Origin of the sequence: Pseudomonas mercuritolerans, assembly GCF_025706525.1 — a bacterium.
Classification (GTDB): domain Bacteria; phylum Pseudomonadota; class Gammaproteobacteria; order Pseudomonadales; family Pseudomonadaceae; genus Aquipseudomonas; species Aquipseudomonas mercuritolerans.
In genome coordinates this window covers 369600-392078 of record NZ_JAMSHA010000004.1, presented here as the reverse complement: position 1 = coordinate 392078, position 22479 = coordinate 369600, and the positions used below count along the sequence as shown (strand labels likewise).

The window sequence follows — 22479 nt, the reverse complement described above, 5'->3', positions numbered from 1 at the left end:
TCGCGCGTGATCAGCTAGAATGGCCGCCTTGTGTTTGCCGAGCCTGCCATGAAAGCCGAAATGCCCCACGCCCAACTCGACTGGGACGACCACGGACGCCCACGTTCGCGGGTGTTCGATGACGTGTATTTTTCCGATCAGTCAGGGCTGGAGGAAACCCGTTACGTGTTTCTTGAACAGAACCGTCTGGCCGAGCGTTTCGCTGCGCTGCCGGCCGATGGACGGCTGGTCATTGGCGAAACCGGCTTCGGCACCGGGCTGAATTTTCTCTGTGCCTGGCAGCTGTTCGAACAGCACGCAGTGGCCGGCGCACGCCTGCATTTTGTCAGTGTGGAAAAGTACCCGCTGGCGCCTGCGGATCTGCGTCGGGCCTTGGCGCTGTGGCCGCAACTCAAGCCATTGGCCGATCAGTTGCTCAAACAGTACGTGGCGATTCATCAAGGTTTTCAGCGCATCACTCTGGCCGAAGGTCGAGTGACGCTGACCTTGCTGATCGGCGATGCGCTGGAGCAACTGCCGCAACTCGATGCACAGATCGACGCGTGGTTCCTCGATGGTTTCGCCCCGGCGAAAAATCCGGACATGTGGACTGCCGAGCTGTTCGTCGAACTGGCGCGCCTCGCCGCGCCGGGATCGACCATCAGCACCTTCACCAGCACCGGTTGGGTCCGCCGTTTGCTCAACGCTGCCGGGTTCAAGATGAAGCGCACACCGGGCATCGGCCACAAGTGGGAAATCCTGCGTGGCGAATTTCTCGGCTGGCCCGCCGAGGTGGCGGCGCCAATACCGGCGAAACCCTGGTTCGCCCGCCCTGCTCCGTTGCGCGGTGAGCGCCGGGCGCTGGTGATCGGCGCGGGCCTGGCCGGCTGCGCGACGGCGTCGAGTCTGGCGGCGCGCGGCTGGCAGGTGAGTCTGCTCGAGCGTCACGCGTCGGTGGCGCAGGAAGCTTCGGGGAATCCGCAAGGCGTGCTCTATCTCAAGTTGTCCGCCCATGGCACGGCGTTGTCGCAGTTGATCGTCAGTGGCTTCGGTTACACCCGGCGCCTGCTGGAAAGCCTGCAACGCGGCAGCGACTGGGATGACTGCGGCGTGCTGCAATTGGCGTTCAATGCCAAAGAAGCCGAGCGCCACGGGCAACTGGCGGCGGCGTTTCCTGAAGATCTCTTGCAGTGGCTGGAACAGCCGCAAGCGCAGGCTCGCGCCGGTGTCGGCGTGGCCCATGGCGGTTTGTTCTACCCCGAGGGTGGCTGGGTGCATCCGCCGGCACTGTGTCAGGCCCAGGCGATGCACGCCAACATTGAATTGCTCAGCCATCAAGAAGCTTTGGCACTGCGCAAAGTCGCTGACCATTGGCAAGCGTTCGACGGCGAGCGTTTGCTCGCCAGTGCGCCGGTGGTGATCCTGGCCGGAGCCGCCGAAATCAAACGTTTGGCCCAGAGTGCCGAATTGCCGCTCAAGCGCATTCGCGGGCAGATCACGCGTCTGCCTGAAACCGCAGACAGTCGTGCGCTGGCCACCGTGGTGTGCGCCGAGGGCTACGTCGCCCCGGCGCGTCTGGGCGAGCACACCCTGGGCGCGAGTTTCGACTTCAACAGCGACGACCTGACGCCCACGACTGCCGAGCACCAAGGCAATCTGGCGATGCTCGAAGAAATTTCCAGCGACCTGCTGACCCGCCTCAACATCAACGAGCAGCCACTGGAGAATCTTGAGGGCCGCGCCGCCTTCCGCTGCACCAGCCCCGATTACCTGCCGATTGTCGGTCCGCTCGCTGATTTGCAAACCTTCAATCAAACCTACGCAGCGTTGAGCAAGGACGCCCGGCAAGTGCCGGACATCGCCTGCCCGTGGCTCGATGGCCTGTACGTCAACAGCGGCCACGGTTCTCGCGGGCTGATCACCGCGCCGCTGTCCGGCGAACTGCTCGCCGCGTGGCTGGATAACGAGCCGCTGCCGTTGCCACGCAGCGTCGCCGAAGCCTGCCATCCCAACCGTTTCGCATTGCGTCAGCTGATTCGCGGCAAGTGATGCTTATGTGTCGGGTTTGGCGCAGATACCGAGTTCGACCTGACGTATCGCATCGTCGGTCAGCCGTTCAATCAGCTTTGCATCAGCCTGCTCTCGTTCAAGCGCGATAGCTTTACCCTGGCTGGTGTAATCGGCCGAGGAAAGCGTCTCTTTCTGCTCATCCAGCTCGGTCATGCGTGGTGCGTATGTTTCGTAGACCTCGTCGAACTGACTTGGAAACGTCTGTTTCAGGTGGTCGCACCAGAAAGGTTGACGCAACATGAACTTCAGCCACTCGGGAGAAAGTTCGGCGCTGTAGATCTTGCTCTTGGCCAGTTGCAGGTCGGCTGCAGTGACTTTGCTGTTATCGAGGTATCGCATGTGTCGGGGCTGGCCGGGCAGGTCGAGTTCTTCGGCAAGGCCGACGCGATAGGCCAGGTTCATTTCCAGGTGTTCGACAGTCGGAAGCCTGCTGTGGTGCTCCCGGGCAATTTCGTTGATTTTTTCCAAGCGGAACAAGCTGCGGCCCAGCTTCAGCAAGGCGCCGGCGGTGACCTTGCCCCCATTGGCAGCGTGGGTCACCCGATCGACCTCGACGGCAACTTCCAGATGACTGAAATTCATCGCCGCACTGTCCGTACAGTTGATGGGGCTGGCAGCCAGATTCAGCAATTGATCACACAGAACGCTATCAGCGTCTGCCGCTTCCAGAACAGTCCAGACGCGCCGCGTCATGTCTGCGCTGCTGTGCGCCGCATCAGCGGTATCGCCCAACTGGGCGAGCAAGTGAAACAGGCCTTCAGCGCGAAAATCTTCGGCGAACGCCGTCCAGATTCGCGTCTTTTTCGCCCATTCCTCCCCGCCGGTTTCGGTAAACCAGAGCGAACGGGCCTGCTGTTCGTTCAACCGACCGATATCGTCTTCCGCATACCCCATGCCGATGCCGGAGTTGTTGCGATAGTTCTGCAGATGGGTCTTGGCGGTTTCCGAAAACGGATTTCTCGCCATGTTGATGGCCCTGGCGAATTGGCGCGATTTCTGGAACAACCAATCCGGCAGCTCGCGCATTCTGTTTTCGCGCAGATCCATCCATTCGATATCGTGAAGATTGTCGAGGCCATCGGGCAGCTCGGTGATTCCGGTATCGCGCAGCATCAAACGGCGCAACCCGGACATTCCACCGACACTCGGCGTGGCGCCCAAGGGGTTATAGGACAGATTGAAGTAGCGCAGCGTGTGCAACCGGTTCAGCTTCGCCAGAGTCTGCTCGGTCAATTGGAGTTGATTGTTGGCCAGACTCAAGCGCCGCAGTTGTGGCATGTGCGAGATCACCTCCGGAAGCTGAGTAATGCTGTTCTTGTCGAGTTCCAGTGACGTCAGCTGTTTGAACGATTCAAGGAAGTGGGCAACGTCATCCTTCAGGGCCATGTTCCTCATCGACAATTGCTGGACGTGATCGAAATTCAATTGCGCGGGTAACGCCGGTAATTTGCCGACACGCATATTATCGAGTTTGAGCGTGCAGAGTGACTTACCCGCCTCATCCTCACTCTCGACCCATTCGAATCGTCTGAACGCTTCCTCAATCAGCTCGGCGGCCAATTTGCGGCTGCGCCGTGCTTGTGCCAGGTCAGCGCCCACTGTTTGCAGGGCAGCGGTGTCCTCGCTCCAGTCAAACAACACGTTGCGTAAGGTCTTCAAATGCTTGCGCAGTTCTTTGACCTTGAGCGCCCGGCTCAATGGATCGTCGCCCAGACCGTCGAGCAATTGCGCGAGCTGCGCTTTGCTCAGGCGCGGATAAAGTTTGCGCACCTTGCGCAGCAAGCCCCAGGGGTGAGCCGTTACGACAACCTCGTCACCCTGAACACACTCAGGTTCGACGGCCAGCCGTGCGCTCCGCTCACCCAGCATTGTCCGCGCCGTAGCGTCGCGCTCGTCCAGTGCAACATCGAGCAGTTTGCTGCGTAACCGTTGCGCATCGGTGCTCGCAGAATCGGCAAATCCGGCGGCGGAACGCTGTCGCAACGGCAGCGCCTTGAGAATCGCCGTGTAGAGCCCGTCGGGCGCCGAGGCCACTTTTGCCCGTAATACTCCCGCACCGTCGAAGGCTTCATAACCCTGCGCAGTCTTGACCAGCGAGCAGGTATTGTCGGTGGTCGCAGTCGTATCGCCGATGGCCTCCAGAATCGGCCCTGTGAGCGTCTTGTCCCGCAGTTCCAGGCGCAGTTGGCTGTCCCAGCCGCTCAGGCGAGGCAGCAAGCGGATAGCCAATGCGTCAGTGTCGGCGTTGGCGAGTCCGGGCCAGTGCAAGCCAGTCAGTGCGCGATCGAGCCGAACCCTGGCGAGTTCTTGCCTGGTTTGCTGCCCGAGCCGCAAAGGCACCCGCCCGGTCGAACTCAAGTACACGCGTTCGGTACTCCGCGCGCGGTCAATCAGCCGTTGCCCGTGGCGCGCGGGAATGCCGGCAAAGGCCTCGCGCAGTTTGCGCAGATCCTGCGCGTCACTCTGGTCATAGCGCTGGTACATGCGCTCGAATGCTGCACGATGATCGGCCTTGAGCGCAGCGCCGAGCTTTTTCGCCAGCGCGGATGTCTGCGTGCTTTTCGCGACATTGCCACCGAGCAAGGCATCGACTTCCTGCTGGTAGAGGCCATCGATGACGGTTGGCAGCAATCGCCCCAAGGCCAACTGGTTGCGGGTGACCGGCACACTCAGCGTATCGTCGAGCTGGCTGTTCGCAGGCCAGGTTGTTTCGACGTCGCCCTCATGACCAATGATCTCTATGTATCGGTCAGTCGGCCAGCCTGGCAGTTTCGTCAAGGCATGCATCTGCTCCTCCAGAGGTTGCTCGGAGTGGACCTCGCCGCTTTCCAGTTGCGTGATCAGCTCACGCAGCTTGCGCTCGATGCGCACGCGCTCGACCGTATCGCGCAGACGTACCGGCAAGCTCAGATTGTCGTTGAAGGTATCGAGCAAGGTCTGCTGCGAAGTGCCGCTGAGCCGGCGCATCATGTCCAGATCGGCGTCAACGAATTCGCTCAAGTGCGGGTCGATGCGCTTGAGGAGGTAGGCGCTACTGCTCCATTGCTCGGGGTCTTCGGCAGGCAGCCGCCAGCCCCCTTCGACGTGGCGGTTCAGCTCGGGCGCATAGGCTTGCGCGCGTTCGGCGTGTTCCAGACGCCAGCGCTGGGTATCGGGATCGAAGTCACCGGCGAACACACGATGGTCGACGCGACCGACGGTCTTGCGGCCAACCTGGTAGAACTCCTTGGAGCTGGCTTCGATGCTGAAGCCGGCGGGCAGAGAATGTTCATACGGGGCGAGGTCGGGTTTCCACAGGCGCGGCTTGCCGGCTCGATTGAGAATGGCGGTGAATTGCCCGAAGAACTGCGGATGTGAACGCAGCAATTTGCTCCCCAGTGCTCCCAGCGCTTTTTGCCCACCGGCGAACACGCCCATCAGCGCGACGTTCTCCACCACACTGAGCAGATGTGACAGCGCCTGCTGGTGATCGCCACGCCGCCAGTCCTCGACACCTTCGTAAACCTCACCGAGCAACTGGCCCACCGCGACGCCCATCATCAACTGGCCAAGCACGGGCACGAACAATCCGGCGACCGACGCCACCGCCACTCCCCGCTGGAGGAAGTCCAACAGGCGTTTCTGGCGCACTTCTTCATCGATATCAGCGGTGGGCACCGCCAGCTTGCGCGCGTCGATCTGCAACTTGCCGACATGGCTTTGCACCATGAAATCGAACAGCGGCACGTTGATCGGCCACTGTTCGACGAACCCAAGATCAGGTTTTTCAGCGAGGGCCTTGAAGAAGTCAGCCTTGTCATCTTCATCAAGGCTGCGAGCAAAGTAATCCTGATAATCGCTGGCTTTGAGCTGTTCGGCGAGGTGGCGCTTGAACGCGTTGAAACTCGGGTATTCATACACCGCTCGCTGCGGCTCGCCGGGCATATACACCATGCATCCGTCCTCCGGATACTGTTGCACGGAGCGCTTGGAAAACACCACAACGCCCCACACGCAGCTGTCGAGGACCTTGATGCCCTGCATGATCATCGGGTCTTTGTCGTAGCGCAGGTTTTGCGCCGATGCCACGCCCTCGGCCAGCATCAGATCCTGCAGCATGCGCAAACCTGCCGCGGTGATATCACCCTTGAGCGCGGCCAGATGAGCGTCCAGTTCCAGCAGCGATTGCTTTAATGCAGCGATATCGCGGGTCATGGTACTGGTTGCCACAACCTTGCCGTTTTCATCGTGCAGGCCGAACACTTTCTGGAAATGTTCCTGGTATTTTTTGCCCAGATCGAGCTCGCGACAAAACGCGGCAAACGCTGCCGGAGTCAGCTCCTTCACGCCGTCAGGCACACTGTTGATGCGCACCAGACTGCCAGCGGGAAAGCCGTCGGCCTGCTCCTCGTCTTCGGTGAAGTTCTGCATCGCTGCCTGCAACAGAGTCTGCGAGGCGTGCTTGACCAGGTCGATGTCGGCCTGATCGGTCGCGGTCGCCTCGCAGCCACAATCGACGCCCGGCAGACTGAGCACATCGAGGCCGACGTCATAGAGCGCCGGCCATTTTTTGCTCAGCGCGCTGTCGAGCTCGCTGATACAGAAACTGTGCAACGGTTTGAGCCCGGCCAGATCCTTGTCGACCTTGAGTTGCTTGCTGTGCAGCTCACGATTGAGTTCATCGAGCCTGGCCAGTTCGGCGGGCGAAGCCTTGAGCAAATGCGCCGGCAGGCTTTTTTCCAGGGCTTCAGCGACGTCGAGGTCGCCGGTAGCGTCGAACAAGATGCTCAGGGTCGAGGCCTGAACCTGTGGTTTTTTCTTGTCTTGGGTGAGCATGGCAATAGTCCTTTATTGCGGTTTGAAGCCTTGACCCTAACGGTGCCGGGCAGCCAATAACAGTTCAAATTCCTGCGCAGAAACGAGGCCGATCAAGCACTTTTTGTCATCGATAAAATAGCCCTGTACCACCCGCACGAGATGCCCATGTTCCACTGGGCTTATTCAAAAAAAGCGTAACGGCGTGATGAGCAATTCCGGCTCTGCATCAAGGCTGATAGCGTTACGGCACGGTGCTGCCACGGCGCCTTATAACTTATCGATCTAAAACTCCCCCTACCGTGACAGGTCAGTTTCTGAGTACCCGCGCTTTTCGCGTGGTACGGCTTGACCTTCCCCAACGGAAAAACCGGTAAGGACTTTATGTGCGGATTAGCTGGCGAGTTACGTTTTGATCAACAACCTGCAGACCTTGCAGCGATCGAGAGAATCACCCATCACCTGGCCCCTCGCGGCCCTGACGCGTGGGGCTTCCATGCCCAAGGGCCGATTGCCCTGGGCCATCGACGCCTGAAAATCATGGACCTGTCGGACGGCTCGGCGCAGCCGATGATCGACAGCCAGCTGGGCCTGTCCCTGGCTTTCAACGGTGCGATCTACAACTTCCCGGAACTGCGTGCAGAGCTTGAAGCGCTGGGTTATGCCTTCTATTCCGGTGGCGACACCGAAGTGCTGCTCAAGGGTTATCACGCCTGGGGCGAGGCGTTGCTGCCGAAGCTCAACGGCATGTTCGCTTTCGCCATTTGGGAGCGTGATGCCCAGCGCCTGTTCATCGCCCGTGACCGTCTCGGCGTGAAGCCGCTGTACCTGTCGCGCACTGGCCAACGCCTGCGCTTCGCCTCGGCACTGCCGGCACTGCTCAAGGGCGGCGATATCAACCCGATTCTTGATCCGGTGGCGCTCAATCACTATCTGAACTTCCACGCGGTGGTGCCTGCGCCGCGCACCTTGCTGGCCGGTATCGAAAAACTGCCGCCGGCCACCTGGATGCGCGTTGAAGCCGATGGCCGCACCGAGCAGAAAACCTGGTGGACCCTGCCCTACGGCCCGAATGAAGACGAGAAAAACCTCAATCTGGAAGACTGGGTTGATCGCGTCCTCGACAGCACTCGCGAAGCGGTGGCGATCCGTCAGCGTGCGGCAGTGGATGTCGGTGTGTTGCTTTCGGGCGGTGTCGATTCGAGCATGCTCGTCGGCCTGTTGCGCGAAGTCGGCGTAGAGAATCTGTCGACCTTCTCCATCGGTTTCCAGGATGCTGGCGGCGAGCGCGGCGACGAGTTCCAGTACTCGGACCTGATCGCCAAGCATTACGGCACCCGCCATCACCAGTTGCGCATCGACGAGAAAGAAATCATCGAGCAACTGCCCGCCGCGTTCCGGGCGATGAGCGAGCCGATGGTCAGCCATGACTGCATCGCGTTCTATCTGTTGTCCCGCGAAGTGGCCAAGCACTGCAAAGTGGTGCAGAGCGGCCAAGGCGCGGACGAACTGTTTGCCGGTTACCACTGGTATCCGCAGGTCGACGGCGCGGCGGACCCATACGCGGCCTACCGCGATGCGTTCTTCGATCGCAGCTACGACGACTACGCGGCCACTGTGCAGCCGAAATGGCTGGTCGACCATGATGCGGCGGGCGATTTCGTCAAACAGCACTTTGCCCAGCCCGGCGCCGAGGCTGCCGTGGACAAGGCGCTGCGTCTGGACAGCACGGTGATGCTGGTCGATGACCCGGTCAAACGTGTCGACAACATGACCATGGCCTGGGGCCTGGAAGCGCGCACGCCGTTTCTCGACTATCGATTGGTCGAGCTGTCAGCCCGTGTGCCAGGTCAATTCAAGCTGCCCGATGGCGGCAAACAAGTGCTGAAAGAAGCTGCGCGTCGGGTCATTCCAAGCGAAGTGATCGACCGCAAGAAAGGCTACTTCCCGGTGCCGGGTCTCAAGCACTTGCAGGGCGACACGCTCAACTGGGTGCGCGAGCTGCTGCTGGATCCGAGCCAGGATCGCGGCCTGTTCAACCCGAGCATGCTCGACAAGCTTCTGACTGATCCGCAAGGCCAACTGACCCCGTTGCGCGGCTCGAAACTGTGGCAACTGGCGGCCCTGAACCTGTGGCTCAGTGAACAAGGAATCTGATTGATGAAACCCCATGCCACGTCCATCAACCAACGCCTGTTGCGTGGTCAGGCCCCCTCGTATGAACGTTTGCAGGCGCGCCTGGCCGAAGACGGCAGCGAGCCTGCCAGCGCCCCGATTGCTGTGCATTGCGGTTGGGGCCGGCTGCTGATCGGTCACACCTTTCCCGACCCGGCGTCGCTGGCGCAGGAGCTGCTCAACGAGCAGCCCGGCGAACGCGATATCGCCCTGTATGTTGCCGCACCGCAGCAGATTCTCGGCCTCGAGCCGACGCAGCTGTTTCTCGATCCATCCGACACTCTGCGCCTGTGGTTCAGCGATTACCGGCAGGCCACGCGGGTGTTTCGCGGCTTCCGCATTCGTCGCGCGCAGAGCGAAACCGACTGGCAGGGCATCAACCGTTTGTACCAGGCGCGCGGCATGTTGCCGATCGATCCGGAGCTGCTCACCCCGCATCATCAGGGCGGCCCGGTGTACTGGCTGGCGGAAGACGAGGATAGCGGCGCGGTGATCGGCAGTGTCATGGGCCTCAATCATCAAAAAGCCTTCAACGATCCGGAACACGGCAGCAGCCTGTGGTGCCTGGCAGTCGACCCGCATTGCTCGCGTCCGGGCGTCGGTGAAGTGCTGGTGCGGCACCTGGTCGAGCACTTCATGAGTCGCGGCTTGGCCTACCTCGACCTGTCGGTGCTGCATGACAACCGCCAGGCGAAAAACCTCTACGCCAAACTGGGTTTTCGCAACCTGCCGACCTTCGCCATCAAGCGCAAGAACGGCATCAATCAACCGCTGTTTCTCGGCCCGGGCCCGGAGGCGAATTTCAATCCTTACGCGCGGATCATCGTCGAAGAAGCGCATCGACGCGGTATCGACGTGCAAGTGGATGACGCCGACGCCGGGCTGTTCACCCTCAGCCATGGCGGCCGTCGCGTGCGCTGCCGCGAGTCGCTGAGCGACCTGACCAGCGCGATCAGCATGACCTTGTGCCAGGACAAAAGCCTGACCCACAAGGTGTTGAAGGCCGCAGGCTTGAAACTGCCGGCACAGCAACTGGCGGGCAATGCCGACGACAATCTGGCCTTCCTCGATGAACACCAACGGGTGGTGGTCAAACCCCTCGACGGTGAACAGGGCCATGGCGTCGCGGTGGATCTGCGCACCATCGAAGAAGTGCAGAAGGCCATCGAAACCGCCAAGCAGTTCGACAGTCGCGTGCTGTTGGAAAGCTTCCACGAAGGTCTCGATCTGCGCATTGTGGTGATCGGTTTTGAAGTGGTCGCGGCGGCGATTCGCAAGCCCGCCGAAGTGGTCGGCGATGGTCAGCATTCCATTGGTGCGCTGATCGAAGCGCAGAGCCGCCGCCGGCAAGCCGCCACCAGCGGCGAAAGCAAGATTCCGCTGGACCACGAAACCCAACGCACGCTGCATGCGGCCGGCTATGACTACAGCAGCATCCTGCCGGCCGGCGAGCATCTGTTCGTGCGGCGCACCGCCAATCTGCACACCGGCGGGACGCTGGAAGATGTGACCGACATTCTTCATCCAACCCTGGTCGACGCGGCAGTGCGTGCGGCGCGCGCGCTGGACATTCCAATGGTCGGGCTCGATCTGATGGTGCCGGCGGCGGATCAGCCCGAGTACGTGTTCATCGAAGCCAACGAACGCGCCGGCCTCGCCAACCACGAACCGCAGCCGACGGCGGAACGCTTTGTCGATCTGTTGTTTCCGCATAGTCAGCCGGCTGTTTCGTGATTATGAAACGCCTCTACTGACGCCTTCGCGAGCAGGCTCGCTCCCACAGGGTGAATGCATTCCAAATGTGGGAGCGAGCCTGCTCGCGAAGAGGCCCTGAACGTCACCACCAATTTTCCTCATCGAAACCATCGATGTGCTCAACCCATCAGGAGTTTCCATGACCACACAAATCCCTGAACCGGATCTGGCTTACCTGCAAAAAGTCCTGCTGGAAATGCTCGCCATTCCCAGCCCTACCGGGTTCACCGACACCATCGTGCGCTACGTCGCCGAGCGTCTCGAAGAGCTGGGCATTCCGTTTGAAATGACCCGGCGCGGCACCATTCGCGCGACCTTGAAGGGGAAAAAGAGCAGCCCTGACCGCGCAGTGTCGGCGCATCTGGACACCATCGGTGCCGCCGTGCGTGCGGTGAAAGACAACGGTCGCCTGACCCTCGCCCCGGTCGGTTGCTGGTCGAGCCGCTTTGCCGAGGGCAGCCGGGTCAGCCTGTTTACCGACACTGGGGTGATTCGCGGCAGCGTGTTGCCGCTGATGGCGTCCGGGCACGCCTTCAACACCCAGGTCGATGAAATGCCGATCAGTTGGGACCATGTCGAGCTGCGTCTGGACGCCTACTGCGCGACCAAGGCCGATTGCGAATCGCTGGGCATTCATGTCGGTGACGTGGTGGCGTTCGATCCGCTGCCGGAGTTCACCGAAAGCGGCCATATCAGCGCCCGCCACCTCGACGACAAGGCCGGTGTTGCAGCATTGCTCGCTGCTCTAAAGGCGATTGTCGACAGCGGCCAGGAATTGAACATCGATTGCCATCCGCTGTTCACCATCACCGAAGAGACCGGAAGCGGTGCAGCGGCGGCATTGCCGTGGGACGTCAGCGAGTTTGTCGGCATCGACATCGCACCGGTCGCCCCCGGCCAGCACTCGAGCGAACACGCCGTGAGCGTGGCGATGCAGGATTCGGGCGGGCCGTATGACTATCACCTGTCGCGGCATCTGTTGCGTCTGGCTGATGAAAACGAATTGCCGGTGCGCCGTGACATGTTCCGCTATTACTTCAGCGATGCGCACTCGGCGGTCACCGCCGGCCACGACATCCGCACTGCCCTGCTCGCTTTCGGCTGCGATGCCACCCACGGCTACGAACGCACGCACATCGACAGCCTGGCGGCGCTCAGTCGCTTGCTCGGCGCGTACATTCTGAGCCCGCCGGTGTTCGCCAGCGATGCGGCGCCGGCCAATGCTTCACTGGATCGCTTCAGCCATCAGATCGAGCATGACACGCAGATGGAAAGCGAAACCCGCGTGCCGCCGGTGGACAGTCTGGTGGGGCAGCGTTCTGACAGTTGAGCCTTCGGTGAACAGATAACCGCCTTCGCGAGCAGGCTCGCTCCCACAGAGATCGCATTTCAAAGGTGGGAGCGAGCCTGCTCGCGAATTGGCCGGCACGGCCAATACAAAAACTGGCAGGCAAAACCCAATCCCCGTAGCATCCCGACATTGATTTGACCGAGGTGCCCATGCTCATTCCCCACGACGCGCTTGAAGTCGACACCCTCACCCGCCTGATCGAGGACTTCGTCACCCGCGACGGTACCGACAACGGCGATGACACCCCGCTGGAAACCCGCGTCCTGCGCGTACGCCAGGCATTGACCAAGGGCCAGGCCCTGATCGTGTTCGACCCGGAAAGCGAACAGTGCCAGCTGATGCTCAAGCACGACGTACCCAAGCACCTGTTCGACTGAACCGTCAGCCAGCCTTCGCTGCGGCCTCCTTGCGCTTGATCCGGTCGTAGACCTCGGCGCGGTGCACATGGACTTTCTTTGCGCCTCGACGCCGAAGCGCACGCTGGAGCCGTTGACCGACAGGACACGCAGGGTGATGTCGTCTCCGATTGAAATCAACTCACCGACCACACGGCTGAGTACAAGCATGGGATTCATCCTTCAGGACTGGCAAACCCTGAAGATGCGCGGCTTACAGCGGCTGCACAATGCACGACGAGCAAATCAGTCTTGCCCTACACGCACCCACGCCCGCAGCTGTCAGACGCTTCGCACAGAAAATCAGGCGGCGGAAAAGCGCGGCCCGAACAGAATGATGCTGGCACCAACCAAGCACAGCGCCATGCCGATCCAGTCCGAGCCCAGCGGACGCACCCGCTCGACCACCGCCAGCCAGCCAATCGAAGCAACGATGTAGATCCCGCCATACGCCGCATAGGCGCGCCCGGCGTAGGCCGCTTCAACACGGGTCAGCAATAGCGCGAACAGGGTCAGGCTGAGCAACGCGGGTATCACCCACAAAGCACTCTTGCCCTGGCGCAGCCACATGTAGAACGCAAAACAGCCGGCGATTTCAAACAGCGCCGCGAGGAAGAACCACAAGTAATTGAGCATGAACGCCTCTCGACAGGGTGACCGTTGGCGGCCACCCTAACGACGCAGCGGGCATCGAACAAGATCAAACGTTGTTTTGTTTGGCCTTGGCGCGCATTTTCTCGGCCATGGAAGTCATTTCGTTGTAGAGCAGTTGCGGATTCTTCTGTTTCAGCGCCCAGGCCATGCGCCCTTGTTCGTGGGGCAGGATCATGAACTCGCCAGCGGCGACTTGCTGATAGATGTAGTCAGCGATGTCGGCTGCACTGATCGGCGAACTTTCCAGCAACTTGCCAACCTGGGCTTTCATTGCCGGCGTCGGCCCGCGGAAAGAGTCGAGCAAGTTGGTCTGGAAGAAGGACGGGCAAACCACATGCACCGCCACTTCCTGCTGCGCCAGTTCGATCAGCAGACTTTCCGACAACGCCACCACACCGGCCTTGGCCACGTTGTAGTTGCTCATCGCCGGACCTTGCATCAACGCGGCCATAGAGGCGATGTTGATGATCTTGCCCTTGCTTTGTTCCAGCAGCGGCAGGAACGCCTTGCAGCCCTTGACCACACCCATCAGGTTGATCACGATCTGCCAGTCCCAGTCTTCCAGCGACAACTCGCTGAAGAATCCGCCCGAGGCGACCCCGGCATTGTTGACGATGATGTCGATGCCGCCGAGCTTCTCCTCACAGGCCTGGGCAAATGCGGTGAGCTGGCTGTAATCACGCACGTCGCAGCGCTGGATGAAACCGTCACCGCCCGCCTCGCGCACCAGCTTCAGGGTTTCCTGCAGGCCGGGCTCACTGACATCGGACAAGGCCAGCCGCCAGCCTTCACGGGCCCAGCGCAGGGCGATTTCGCGACCCAGGCCTGAGCCTGCACCAGTGATCATCATGCGATTTTGCATAGCGGACAGCCTTGTTGTTCCGGGAGAGATGCGCCGAGTGTAGCGAAGGTTCTACCGCCACCCACGCTCCATCCAGTTGCTGAATGGAGGATCAAAAGATTACTGCCGTCATCGTTTTCCGGTTGCTCCCCTGTAGGAGCTGACGAGTGCAACGAGGCTGCGATCTTTTTGCTGGAAAGGAAATAACCGAGCAATCCAAATACATTAAAAAAACATTGAATTATTTTTCACTGACGCAAGTCGGAACATGTAAGTCGGCTGGTATTTAGTTGCTCTCCAGCTGCCCACTGAGCATCAAGACTCTTCCAGACTCTGAACAAGGAAATCACCCATGGGCACAATTCTAATCATCATCCTGATCCTGTTGCTGATCGGTGGTCTGCCGGTCTTCCCGCACTCCAGAAGTTGGGGTTATGGCCCGTCGGGCATTATCGGCGTGGTGTTGGTCGTGCTGCTGGTGCTGTTGTTACTCGGCAAGATATGACGATTTGAAGCTGTAAAAAAAGAGGCCCTTGTTCAAGGGCCTCTTTTTTATTGCGTAGACTTTTTGTTAACCCGGCATCACTCCGGCGTGCCGTGAATCACACCGGCGGTATTGTCGAGCAGGCTCTTGGTCGCGGTTTGCAGGAACGCTTCAAGTTTGAGTCTGAGTTCGGCAGTGCGCGGCGCGTCCGGCACAACTTCGGCGTGCGGGTTGGCACCGAGTTGGTATTGCCAGATTTTCGGCCCCATGTCCTTGTCACGCGGCAGCACCAGAATCTGGTCGGCGGTGACGATGGCCGTGGTCTGCTCGCTGCCCGATGGCTTGATCACACCGAAACCGGTGTCGCCCTGCGGCAGGTTGAGCAGGTCACGACCCCAGCACTGGTGACGCACTTCACCACCGAGACGGCCCATGATGGTCGGCACGATGTCGATCTGCGTGCCCACGGTGTGGTCACGGGCACCGAACTTCTGCTGAATGCCCGGAGCGATCATGAGCATCGGCACGTTGAAGCGCCCCAGGTCCATTTCGGTGATCTGGCGCTCGTTGCCGAAGCCATGGTCGCCGACGATGACAAACAGGGTTTCGTTGAAGTACTTCTCTTTGCGCGCCTTCTCGAAGAACTGGCCGAGCGCCCAGTCGGAGTAGCGCATGGCGGTCAGGTGTTCGTTGAGGCTGCCACGGTCAGTGACACGCTCGACCGGCAACGGCGTCGGCAAGGCGTACGGCGTGTGATTGGACAGGGTTTGCAGCAGCGCGTAGAACGGCTTGCCGTTTTCCCGCGCCTTCAGTTCCTGCAGGCCACGATCGAACATGTCCTGGTCGGAAACGCCCCAGGTCGGATCGGAGAACACCGGATTGACGAAGTCGTTGCGGCCAACGAAGTTGGTCATGCCCTGGTTGCTGAAGAAGCCCGACTGGTTGTCCCAGGCGAAATCGCCGTTGTAGACGTACACGTCGTCGTAGTCGCGGGCACTGAGCACCTGCGGCAGGCCGGACAGCTTGTGGCTGCCTTCCGGGGTCTGCATCAGGTATTCGAAGCCAGGCAGGTTCGGGAAGCAGGCCATGGTCGCGAACATGCCCTGGTGGGTGTGGGTGCCGTTGGAGAAGAAACGGTCGAACAGCAGGCCTTCCTTGGACAGCTTGTCCAGGTAAGGCGTGATGTTGCCCGGAGCACCCAAGGCGCCAACCGAGTGACCGGCCATGCTTTCCATCAGGATCACGACGACGTTCTTGATCGGCAGGGTCTTGTCGGCTGGCGGCGTGTAATCACGGCGCACGGCAGCAATATCGGCGTCGACCAGTTTGTCGTCAGGCATGAGCAGCATGTCACGGACGATTTTCTGCGCCTGTTCCTGCGGCAGCGTGGCCTTCCAGATATTGTCGCGATCCTCGCCCATGCGCGACTTGGCGGCTTCGATCAGCGACAGCGTGGCGTTGAGACCGAGCTGGTTGGCGAAGTTGGAATCAGTCGTGTACACGTCACCCCAGCGCATCGGCGGGCCTTGACGCAGGGTGCCACGGGCGGCAACCACACAGATCAACAGGCAGACCACGAACACCGCGAGACGGGTGTACCACGGCGCGATCTGACGGGTGCCGACGCTGCCACCGCTGAAAGGGCCGCGCGGGCGGGTGGCACGGTCAGCGCCTTTAAAGGCAAGTGTCAGGATCACGGTGCCGATCACCCACGCCAGCAGGTAGCGCACCACCGGAAAGCCGTACCAGAGCATGCTCATCACGGTTTTCGGGTCTTCCTTCACATACTGGAATACCAGACCGTTGAGGCGCTGGTGGAACTCGCGGTAGAAGTCCATCTCCATCAGGCCGAGGAACAGGGCGATGCTCGATGCGATGGTCAGCCACAGGCGGAAGAAACCGCGCGCGGCCATGGCCCGGGCACTGAACAGCGCCAGCACCAGCGGAATGCACAGGTACACCACCAGGCGCAGGTCGAAACGCAGACCGTTGACGAACGCTTCGAGGAAGGTCGCTGCCGGCGTGTCGAGGATCATCTCGCGGTTGTAGACCAGCAGCGCAAGGCGCAGCGCGGAAAACATGACCATCATGACCAGTGCGCACAACAGCGTGTAGGCCAGATGCGATTTGACGGTCGGTTGCAGCAGGCGAGCAGAAGATCGCTGCTGATTCAGGGCGTCCGGGTTTGCCATGTCGTTTTAGGACCCATTGGAAGTTGAAGTTGCAAAAATACAGCGGCGCCAGGCCCTCTATTGGTCATTCCAGACCCCGGGGCGTGCGCGGTGCGCAAATGTTGCACGATCGTTCACACCATTGCCATTGAATACTGCCTTGCTCTTCGAGACTTTCATGCAAAGGGCTGGCGGCACTATGGCAGGCAACAAGTGCGGGCGGATTGTCTTGGAGACTTTGTGAAAATTTCGTGCAACGAATATCTGGAAATACAATTTAGAGACAAAACAAAACGCCCCGAACCGGTCGGGGCGTTTTGCTTAGAGCGTGAAGGTTATTTCTCGGCGCGTTGTTTCAGCGCTTTCAGGGTATTGAATGGCGCATCGACAACAAACTTGTTGGCGACCATGGCCGGCACGCTGCCACCCGGCTCGGTGTGCACTTGATAAGTTACTTCAACCTGATCGCCTTTCGGCACGAACTTCCAGAAGCCTTTGACTTGCTGGACCCGGACGAAACCTTTTTCTTCCGGCAGGTAGGTCGGCACACCTTCAAGATTACGGGTCAGGCTGCCATCGGCGCCTTCAATAGTGGTGATCTTCAGCACCGAATCACGCGGGGTCACCGGCCATGGCGTGTTGAATTGCGAATAGGTCCAGCTCAGATCGCCTTCGTGCTTGAGCAGTTTCTGGCTCTTGCATTCGTGAATCCAGGCACAGGCGCCCGAGACGTCTTCCTGCAAGGCGCGCAGTTTGGCGACGGTGGTCTTCATCAGCGCGACGCCCTGATAGGACTTGTAGTCCGAACCGGGTATTTCACTCAGGGAAACCTTGATGCCATCTTCGTTCTTGGCAACTTTCCAGTCTTCCGCCTGGGCGACCGAAGTGGCAAGTACGGCAGTCAGACCACACAACACAGCGATACGGTGCAGCGAACCCATAGTGTTATTCCTTATTGTTGAAGTTCCGTTGGTGAACACATCACGCCGCCGTCATCTGCTCCCACCAGCCTATCAATCTGATCGCTTCTTCCGAACTGCTGCCGCAGACCTCGACATCCGCAGCGAAGCCCGAGCAGACGGCCGGGCGTTCCGGACGGCCGAAAATGCTGCACAGATTATCGACCGACAGTTGCACGCAACGTTCGCCGGCGGGTTTGCCATCGGGCATGCCGGGGATCGACGAACTGATGGAGGGGGCAATGCAGCAAGCGCCACAGCCTTCACGGCATTTCATGACGAACAGATCCTCGCGACGGGCGATGTGTATAGAGACGGGAACAGAGTAACCGCTAAAACGACTGTTTCAAATTGCTACGAGCGGCTTTTCAATGATAAGTAAAAGTGACCGGGCAGTCTCCGACGAAGCGTCTGCTCTGCGCGTTGCAGAGTGCTGCATCTATTGCTTGAATTCAAAATCCAGCGCCGCGCCTTCGACATCGCGCCGTGCTTCGTTGCGCAGTTGCAGCTGCATTTCGTTGCTGAGCAAGCGGCCGTTGAGCTGGAAGCCGTTGTCTTTCTCGCCAAACATCTGCGGCAGGATCGCCTCGCGCTTGGGCAGCTCCACGGCGCCCTCTGGCTTCAACTCTTCAACCATATCCTTGGGCAGGCTGAGATCGAGTTTTGCCGACGGCAATTTGGTCTTCGCTACTTCGCTGGCGGATTTCGACTTCGAAGCCACCGGGCGGCGCTTTTTCACCGTGGCGTTTTTTTTCGCCTGGGCTTTTTTTGCCGGAGCCGCGGTTTTGGTAGCTTTGTTCGTGGTACTGGTCGCTGCCGGTTTTTCCTGGGCTGCGGCCGCCAGGACACCCGGTGCCTGACCGACCATCAGCAAACCCAGCAATACCCACGCGGCAGGAACAATCGCTTTCATGGACCCAACGAACTAACGGCAGAGGGCCACATGCTCGCCTGTTGTGCGTCACATGACAAGCATCACCTCCCTCCTCGTTCAGAATCCGCCAGCGGTTTCCTGACACAGTTGGGTGGCCAACAGACCCAGCGTCATCAGCGCCCGCTCCGCTTCGCGGTTCCACGGAATGCCGCAATTGAGGCGGATACAGTGGTTGAACTGCTCGGTGTTACTGAAGATCAGCCCCGGCGCGATGCTGATGCCTTGTTGCAGCGCGCGAACATGCAATTCCTGGGTGTTGACCCGCCCCGGCAAACTCACCCAGAGGATAAAACCGCCCGTGGGCCGGGACATTTGCGTGCCCTCGGGGAAGTGCTGCTGCACCGCCAGCTGAAACGCACTGAGGTTTTTCCGATATTCCTGGCGGATGTAGCGTAAATGCCGGTCATAACCGCCGTTTTCCAGATACGCGGCAATCGCCATCTGCGTGACGCTACACGCCGAATGGGTACTGAAGGTTTGCAGGCGCTGAATTTCCTGCTGGTACTTGCCGGCAATCATCCAGCCGATGCGTACACCCGGCGACAGGGTTTTGGAGAAGCTCGAGCAGTAGATCACCCGATCCAGACGATCGTAGGCCTTCAGTGCCTTGGTACGGCCCTGTTCGAACATCAGTTCGCCGTAGATATCGTCTTCGACAATCTGAATGTCGAAATCCGAGGCCAGCCGCAGCAACTGTTTCTGCCGCTCTTCCGGCATGGTCCCGCCGAGGGGATTGCTCAGGCGCGTGGTCAGCACCAGCGCCTTGATCGACCATTGGTTGGCGGCCAGTTGCAAGGCCTCGAGGCTCATGCCGGTGGCAGGGTCGCTGGGGATTTCGATAACTTTCAGGCCGAGCAGATCGGCCAGTTGCAGCAGGCCGTAATAGGTCGGTGATTCGGCGGCGATCAGATCGCCCGGCCGGGTCAGCACACGCAATGACATCTGCAAGGCGTCGACACAGCCGTGAGTGATCACCACTTCCGACGGATCGACCACCACGCCAGCGTCACGCATGCGAATCGCGACTTGCCGGCGCAGCGGTTCGAAACCGGGGCTGAACATGTAGCTGAACGCCCGAGGGCTGTGGAACCGGGTGACCTTGGCCAGTTGCTGATGCAGCGCACGCACCGGCAAGTAGTCAACGCTCGGCACCGCAGCGCCCAGCGGAAACACACCTTCGCGGCGGGACTCGACCAATACCTGTTGAATGATGCTGCTGCGGGTGACCAGCCCCGGCCGCTCGACCCGGGCGATGTCCGGCGTCGGCGCGGTCAGCGCCGGGGTCTGGTGTACGTAATAACCTGATTGCGGACGGGCGCGGATCAGGCCCTGATCTTCGAGATTGGCGTAAGCCTGCAGTACCGTCGCATGACTGACGTTGAGCTGCGAACTCATCTTGCGCACCGAAGGCACGCGCTCCCCCGGTTGATAAACACCACGGCGGATGTCTTCGGCCAGTTGCTGAGCAATACGTTGGTAGAGCAAGAGATTGGTCATGACGCAGCACTCGATTTCACGGGCGTTTTATTCTTGTCTGAAACAATACCGGAACAGTTTAGAAGTGTACTGGGACAGTTGCCAGATTACTCGACCATACAGTGTGGTGTCTGCCCCATCTGTACGGTTTTGCGCGGCAATCGACAGACGTAAAAAAGCCCGGCACTGCATGACAGTCCGGGCTTGTCGGAGTCTGTAGGAGCCTGTAGGAGCCTGTAGGAGCTGACGAGTGCAACGAGGCTGCGATCTTTTGATTCTGCTTTTGCTTTTGAAGGTCAAAAGATCGCAGCCTCGTTGCACTCGTCAGCTCCTACACAGCTCCTACACAGCTCCAACAGGCGATGGTGATGATCAGCGGGCGGCGCCGAGCTGGCCTTTTTCGTCGGAGAACACAATTTCCACACGGCGGTTCTGCGCCCGTCCACGCTCGGAGGCGTTGGCGTCGACCGGGAACTGATCGCCGTAACCTTCGACCTGAATGCGTTTTTCGTCGATACCCAGATCGACCAGCACGTCAGCCACCGACTGCGCACGATCGCGAGACAGTTTGAGGTTTTCCTGCTTGCCACCGGTGCTGTCGGTGTAACCCTCGATGCGCACCACGCGCTTGGGGTTCAGTTGCAGGAACTGGACGATCTTCAGCACGACGCGGTTGGCCGAGTTTTTCAGTTCCGCCTGGCCGGTGTCGAACAACACGTCGCCGAGGGTCATGACCAGACCACGATCAGTCTGTGTAGTGGCCAGCGCCACGATTTGTTCCTCCAGCCACTTGCCCTGCTGCTGCACGCTAAGCAGCTTCGATTCGCGCAGGGCCAGTTGCAGGCGTTGCCGCTCAAGCTCGAGCTTGGCGGCGCGCTCCTCATTGAGCGCCTGATTGGTGTGTTCGCGGGCGATTTCGCTGTAGCGCTGGCTCAGGTAGGCGTAATGCACCACGTCGGCACCGCTGCCCCAATAGGTCGACAGTCGATCGGCGCGGGCCAGGGATTCGCCGGCGCGGATCACGTCTTTCGGCGCGATGCGCAGGACGTTGGAATCTTCCTTGACCTTCTGGAAATCAGCGCCGGCCTGTTGCAGTGCCGCCTCGCTGTGCTGGCCGGCGCAGCCGTACAGGCTGGCGCAACCGGCAAGAAGCAGAATGCCCAGAGCGTTGGACTTGAGGCTCATTGCGCTTCCCCCAGTTGCAGCTGCTTGCGCAGGCGGACAATGCGGGTATTGAGCACATTCAGCTGCTCTTCGCTTTTTTTCGTCAGCACCTTGGCTTCAGCCAGACGTGCATCCAGTTCAGCCTGCTCGGCACGCATGCGCGCGTTGCGATAGGACTCGTCGGCCATGTTGCCTTTGGCGCGGCTGTACTTGGTTTCCGCCAGTTGCATTTCCGGCACTTCGTCAGCGGTGGCGCCCACTGCCTTGGCCTGCACGATGGCTTGTTCGGTCAAACGCATTTGTTCAGTGGGTGCCGGATCGGATGCGCACCCGGCCAGGGCCAGAACGGCCACAGCCGCGAAAAGAGGTCGAATACTCACTAAGAATCCCTACTGTTTTGGGGCACTGACAGGTTGTGGCGGCTGCTGCTGTTGCGCCTTCCAGCGCTCGATGTTGCGTTGCAGCGAGGCTTCCGTCAGTCCGGATGCGGGCAATTCTGTCATCTTTTTGGCGAGCTGTCCGCGCAACCACGGATCGTTGCAGGCCGAGTTATGCGAAACCGCGAGGAACAGACCCGGCCGGTCGATGGGTTGTTCGAACGCCAGCAGATCGCTGGTCATGCCCAATGTCTGCGCGGCGGCCAGGCCTGAGTAACGTCCGGCGAGGACATATTCCACCTCGCCCAACAGCAATTTCTGTAGTGCCTCGGTAAGGTTTGCTGTGCGGGTCAGGGTCAGATTCTGTTCAGCGAAAGTGCCGAATGCCTGGGTCATTCGAGACTTTTCCGACACCGCACCGGCATGGCCTTTCAGGTCGATCGCCTCGCCGTAGGTCAGCGTCGAACCTTTGCGGGTCCACACCAGGTAATCGTTTTCCAACAGTGGCGGATGGATGTAGTCGAGGTTCTCCAGCTCATTCACAGTCAGCGGCGCGTCGGCGAGCATGTCCATGCGCCCGCTGCGCACTTCATCAAGGGCCTGCGAGCGTTTGCCGGCATACAGCAGATCGACTTTGATACCCAGATCCTTGGCCACTTGCTGCAACAGATCGGCACTGGCGCCGATCAAGCGCTTGGGATTTTGCGGGTCCTGCCACAGATAGGGCGGCGCATCCGGGCTGCCGGTGACAACCAGGCGCTCGCACTTGCCAGCGGCCGTGGCCAGACCTGGCAACAGCACCCATCCCAACAACCATCCGCAGCGCAGATCCATGGCAAAACGCTCCCGCTTGAAATTCGAGACAAAAAAAAGCCCGACCAACAGGCCGGGCTCTTTATA

Annotated in this window: 17 protein-coding genes and 1 pseudogene; 6 read left to right on the top strand and 12 right to left on the bottom strand. The window is 60.2% G+C overall.

What is annotated here, in order from left to right; translation table 11 throughout:
* Positions 1 to 48 precede the first annotated feature (48 nt).
* Entirely contained in the window at positions 49 to 2028 is a 1980-nt protein-coding gene (gene mnmC, locus ND528_RS13915; protein WP_263470536.1) for a bifunctional tRNA (5-methylaminomethyl-2-thiouridine)(34)-methyltransferase MnmD/FAD-dependent 5-carboxymethylaminomethyl-2-thiouridine(34) oxidoreductase MnmC, read from the top strand.
* Between the two features lie 3 nt (positions 2029 to 2031).
* Here the strand turns inward: mnmC and ND528_RS13910 are convergent, their stop codons facing one another.
* Positions 2032 to 6864, bottom strand: coding sequence for an NEL-type E3 ubiquitin ligase domain-containing protein (locus ND528_RS13910; protein ID WP_263470535.1), 4833 nt, complete (start codon positions 6862 to 6864; stop codon positions 2032 to 2034).
* A gap of 363 nt (positions 6865 to 7227) precedes the next feature.
* Between ND528_RS13910 and ND528_RS13905 the strand changes: the two genes are divergently transcribed.
* The 4 genes from ND528_RS13905 (at position 7228) to ND528_RS13890 (ending at position 12501) form a co-directional block, all read left to right on the top strand.
* Entirely contained in the window at positions 7228 to 9000 is a 1773-nt protein-coding gene (locus ND528_RS13905) for an N-acetylglutaminylglutamine amidotransferase (protein ID WP_263470534.1), read from the top strand.
* Positions 9001 to 9003: 3 nt separating this feature from the next.
* Positions 9004 to 10752 carry an N-acetylglutaminylglutamine synthetase gene (ngg, locus tag ND528_RS13900; RefSeq protein WP_263470533.1) on the top strand — a complete coding sequence of 583 codons (1749 nt, stop codon included), beginning with the start codon at positions 9004 to 9006 and terminating at the stop codon, positions 10750 to 10752.
* A gap of 160 nt (positions 10753 to 10912) precedes the next feature.
* Positions 10913 to 12103 carry an osmoprotectant NAGGN system M42 family peptidase gene (locus tag ND528_RS13895; RefSeq protein WP_130911912.1) on the top strand — a complete coding sequence of 397 codons (1191 nt, stop codon included), beginning with the start codon at positions 10913 to 10915 and terminating at the stop codon, positions 12101 to 12103.
* 170 nt (positions 12104 to 12273) lie between these two features.
* The gene (locus tag ND528_RS13890; protein WP_003172962.1) at positions 12274 to 12501 is read left to right on the top strand and encodes a YheU family protein; all 228 of its coding nucleotides are present in this window, start codon (positions 12274 to 12276) and stop codon (positions 12499 to 12501) included.
* A gap of 4 nt (positions 12502 to 12505) precedes the next feature.
* On the opposite strand, the pseudogene csrA reads toward ND528_RS13890, so the two are convergent.
* From csrA to ND528_RS13875, 3 genes and pseudogenes are all read right to left on the bottom strand, one after another.
* A pseudogene (csrA, locus tag ND528_RS13885) lies at positions 12506 to 12690 on the bottom strand (carbon storage regulator CsrA).
* A 132-nt stretch (positions 12691 to 12822) separates the two neighbouring features.
* A complete protein-coding gene (locus ND528_RS13880) occupies positions 12823 to 13155 on the bottom strand; it encodes a YnfA family protein (RefSeq protein WP_137213867.1) in 333 nt (110 codons plus the stop codon).
* A 64-nt stretch (positions 13156 to 13219) separates the two neighbouring features.
* Positions 13220 to 14035, bottom strand: coding sequence for an SDR family oxidoreductase (locus ND528_RS13875; protein WP_263470532.1), 816 nt, complete (start codon positions 14033 to 14035; stop codon positions 13220 to 13222).
* 331 nt (positions 14036 to 14366) lie between these two features.
* Here ND528_RS13875 and ND528_RS13870 point away from each other — a divergent pair, with 331 nt between their 5' ends.
* Complete coding sequence (locus tag ND528_RS13870) at positions 14367 to 14519, top strand: DUF3309 family protein (RefSeq protein WP_003183939.1); 153 nt, start codon at positions 14367 to 14369, stop codon at positions 14517 to 14519.
* 77 nt (positions 14520 to 14596) lie between these two features.
* On the opposite strand, the gene ND528_RS13865 is transcribed toward ND528_RS13870, so the two are convergent.
* The 8 genes from ND528_RS13865 to ND528_RS13830 form a co-directional block, all read right to left on the bottom strand.
* The gene (locus ND528_RS13865) at positions 14597 to 16690 is read right to left on the bottom strand and encodes an LTA synthase family protein (protein WP_137213868.1); all 2094 of its coding nucleotides are present in this window, start codon (positions 16688 to 16690) and stop codon (positions 14597 to 14599) included.
* A gap of 314 nt (positions 16691 to 17004) precedes the next feature.
* Positions 17005 to 17610, bottom strand: coding sequence for an START domain-containing protein (locus ND528_RS13860; protein WP_130911908.1), 606 nt, complete (start codon positions 17608 to 17610; stop codon positions 17005 to 17007).
* 40 nt (positions 17611 to 17650) lie between these two features.
* Complete coding sequence (locus ND528_RS13855) at positions 17651 to 17905, bottom strand: YkgJ family cysteine cluster protein (protein ID WP_263470531.1); 255 nt, start codon at positions 17903 to 17905, stop codon at positions 17651 to 17653.
* A gap of 162 nt (positions 17906 to 18067) precedes the next feature.
* Complete coding sequence (locus tag ND528_RS13850; protein ID WP_263470530.1) at positions 18068 to 18541, bottom strand: translation initiation factor 2; 474 nt, start codon at positions 18539 to 18541, stop codon at positions 18068 to 18070.
* 78 nt (positions 18542 to 18619) lie between these two features.
* The gene (locus tag ND528_RS13845; RefSeq protein ID WP_024013893.1) at positions 18620 to 20059 is read right to left on the bottom strand and encodes an aminotransferase-like domain-containing protein; all 1440 of its coding nucleotides are present in this window, start codon (positions 20057 to 20059) and stop codon (positions 18620 to 18622) included.
* A 351-nt stretch (positions 20060 to 20410) separates the two neighbouring features.
* Positions 20411 to 21223, bottom strand: coding sequence for an OmpA family protein (locus tag ND528_RS13840; protein WP_101156315.1), 813 nt, complete (start codon positions 21221 to 21223; stop codon positions 20411 to 20413).
* Complete coding sequence (locus ND528_RS13835; protein ID WP_178084471.1) at positions 21220 to 21582, bottom strand: DUF4398 domain-containing protein; 363 nt, start codon at positions 21580 to 21582, stop codon at positions 21220 to 21222. The genes ND528_RS13840 and ND528_RS13835 overlap by 4 nt, the downstream gene beginning before the upstream one ends.
* Before the next feature lie 9 nt (positions 21583 to 21591).
* Positions 21592 to 22413, bottom strand: coding sequence for a substrate-binding periplasmic protein (locus tag ND528_RS13830; RefSeq protein WP_263470529.1), 822 nt, complete (start codon positions 22411 to 22413; stop codon positions 21592 to 21594).
* Positions 22414 to 22479 lie beyond the last annotated feature (66 nt).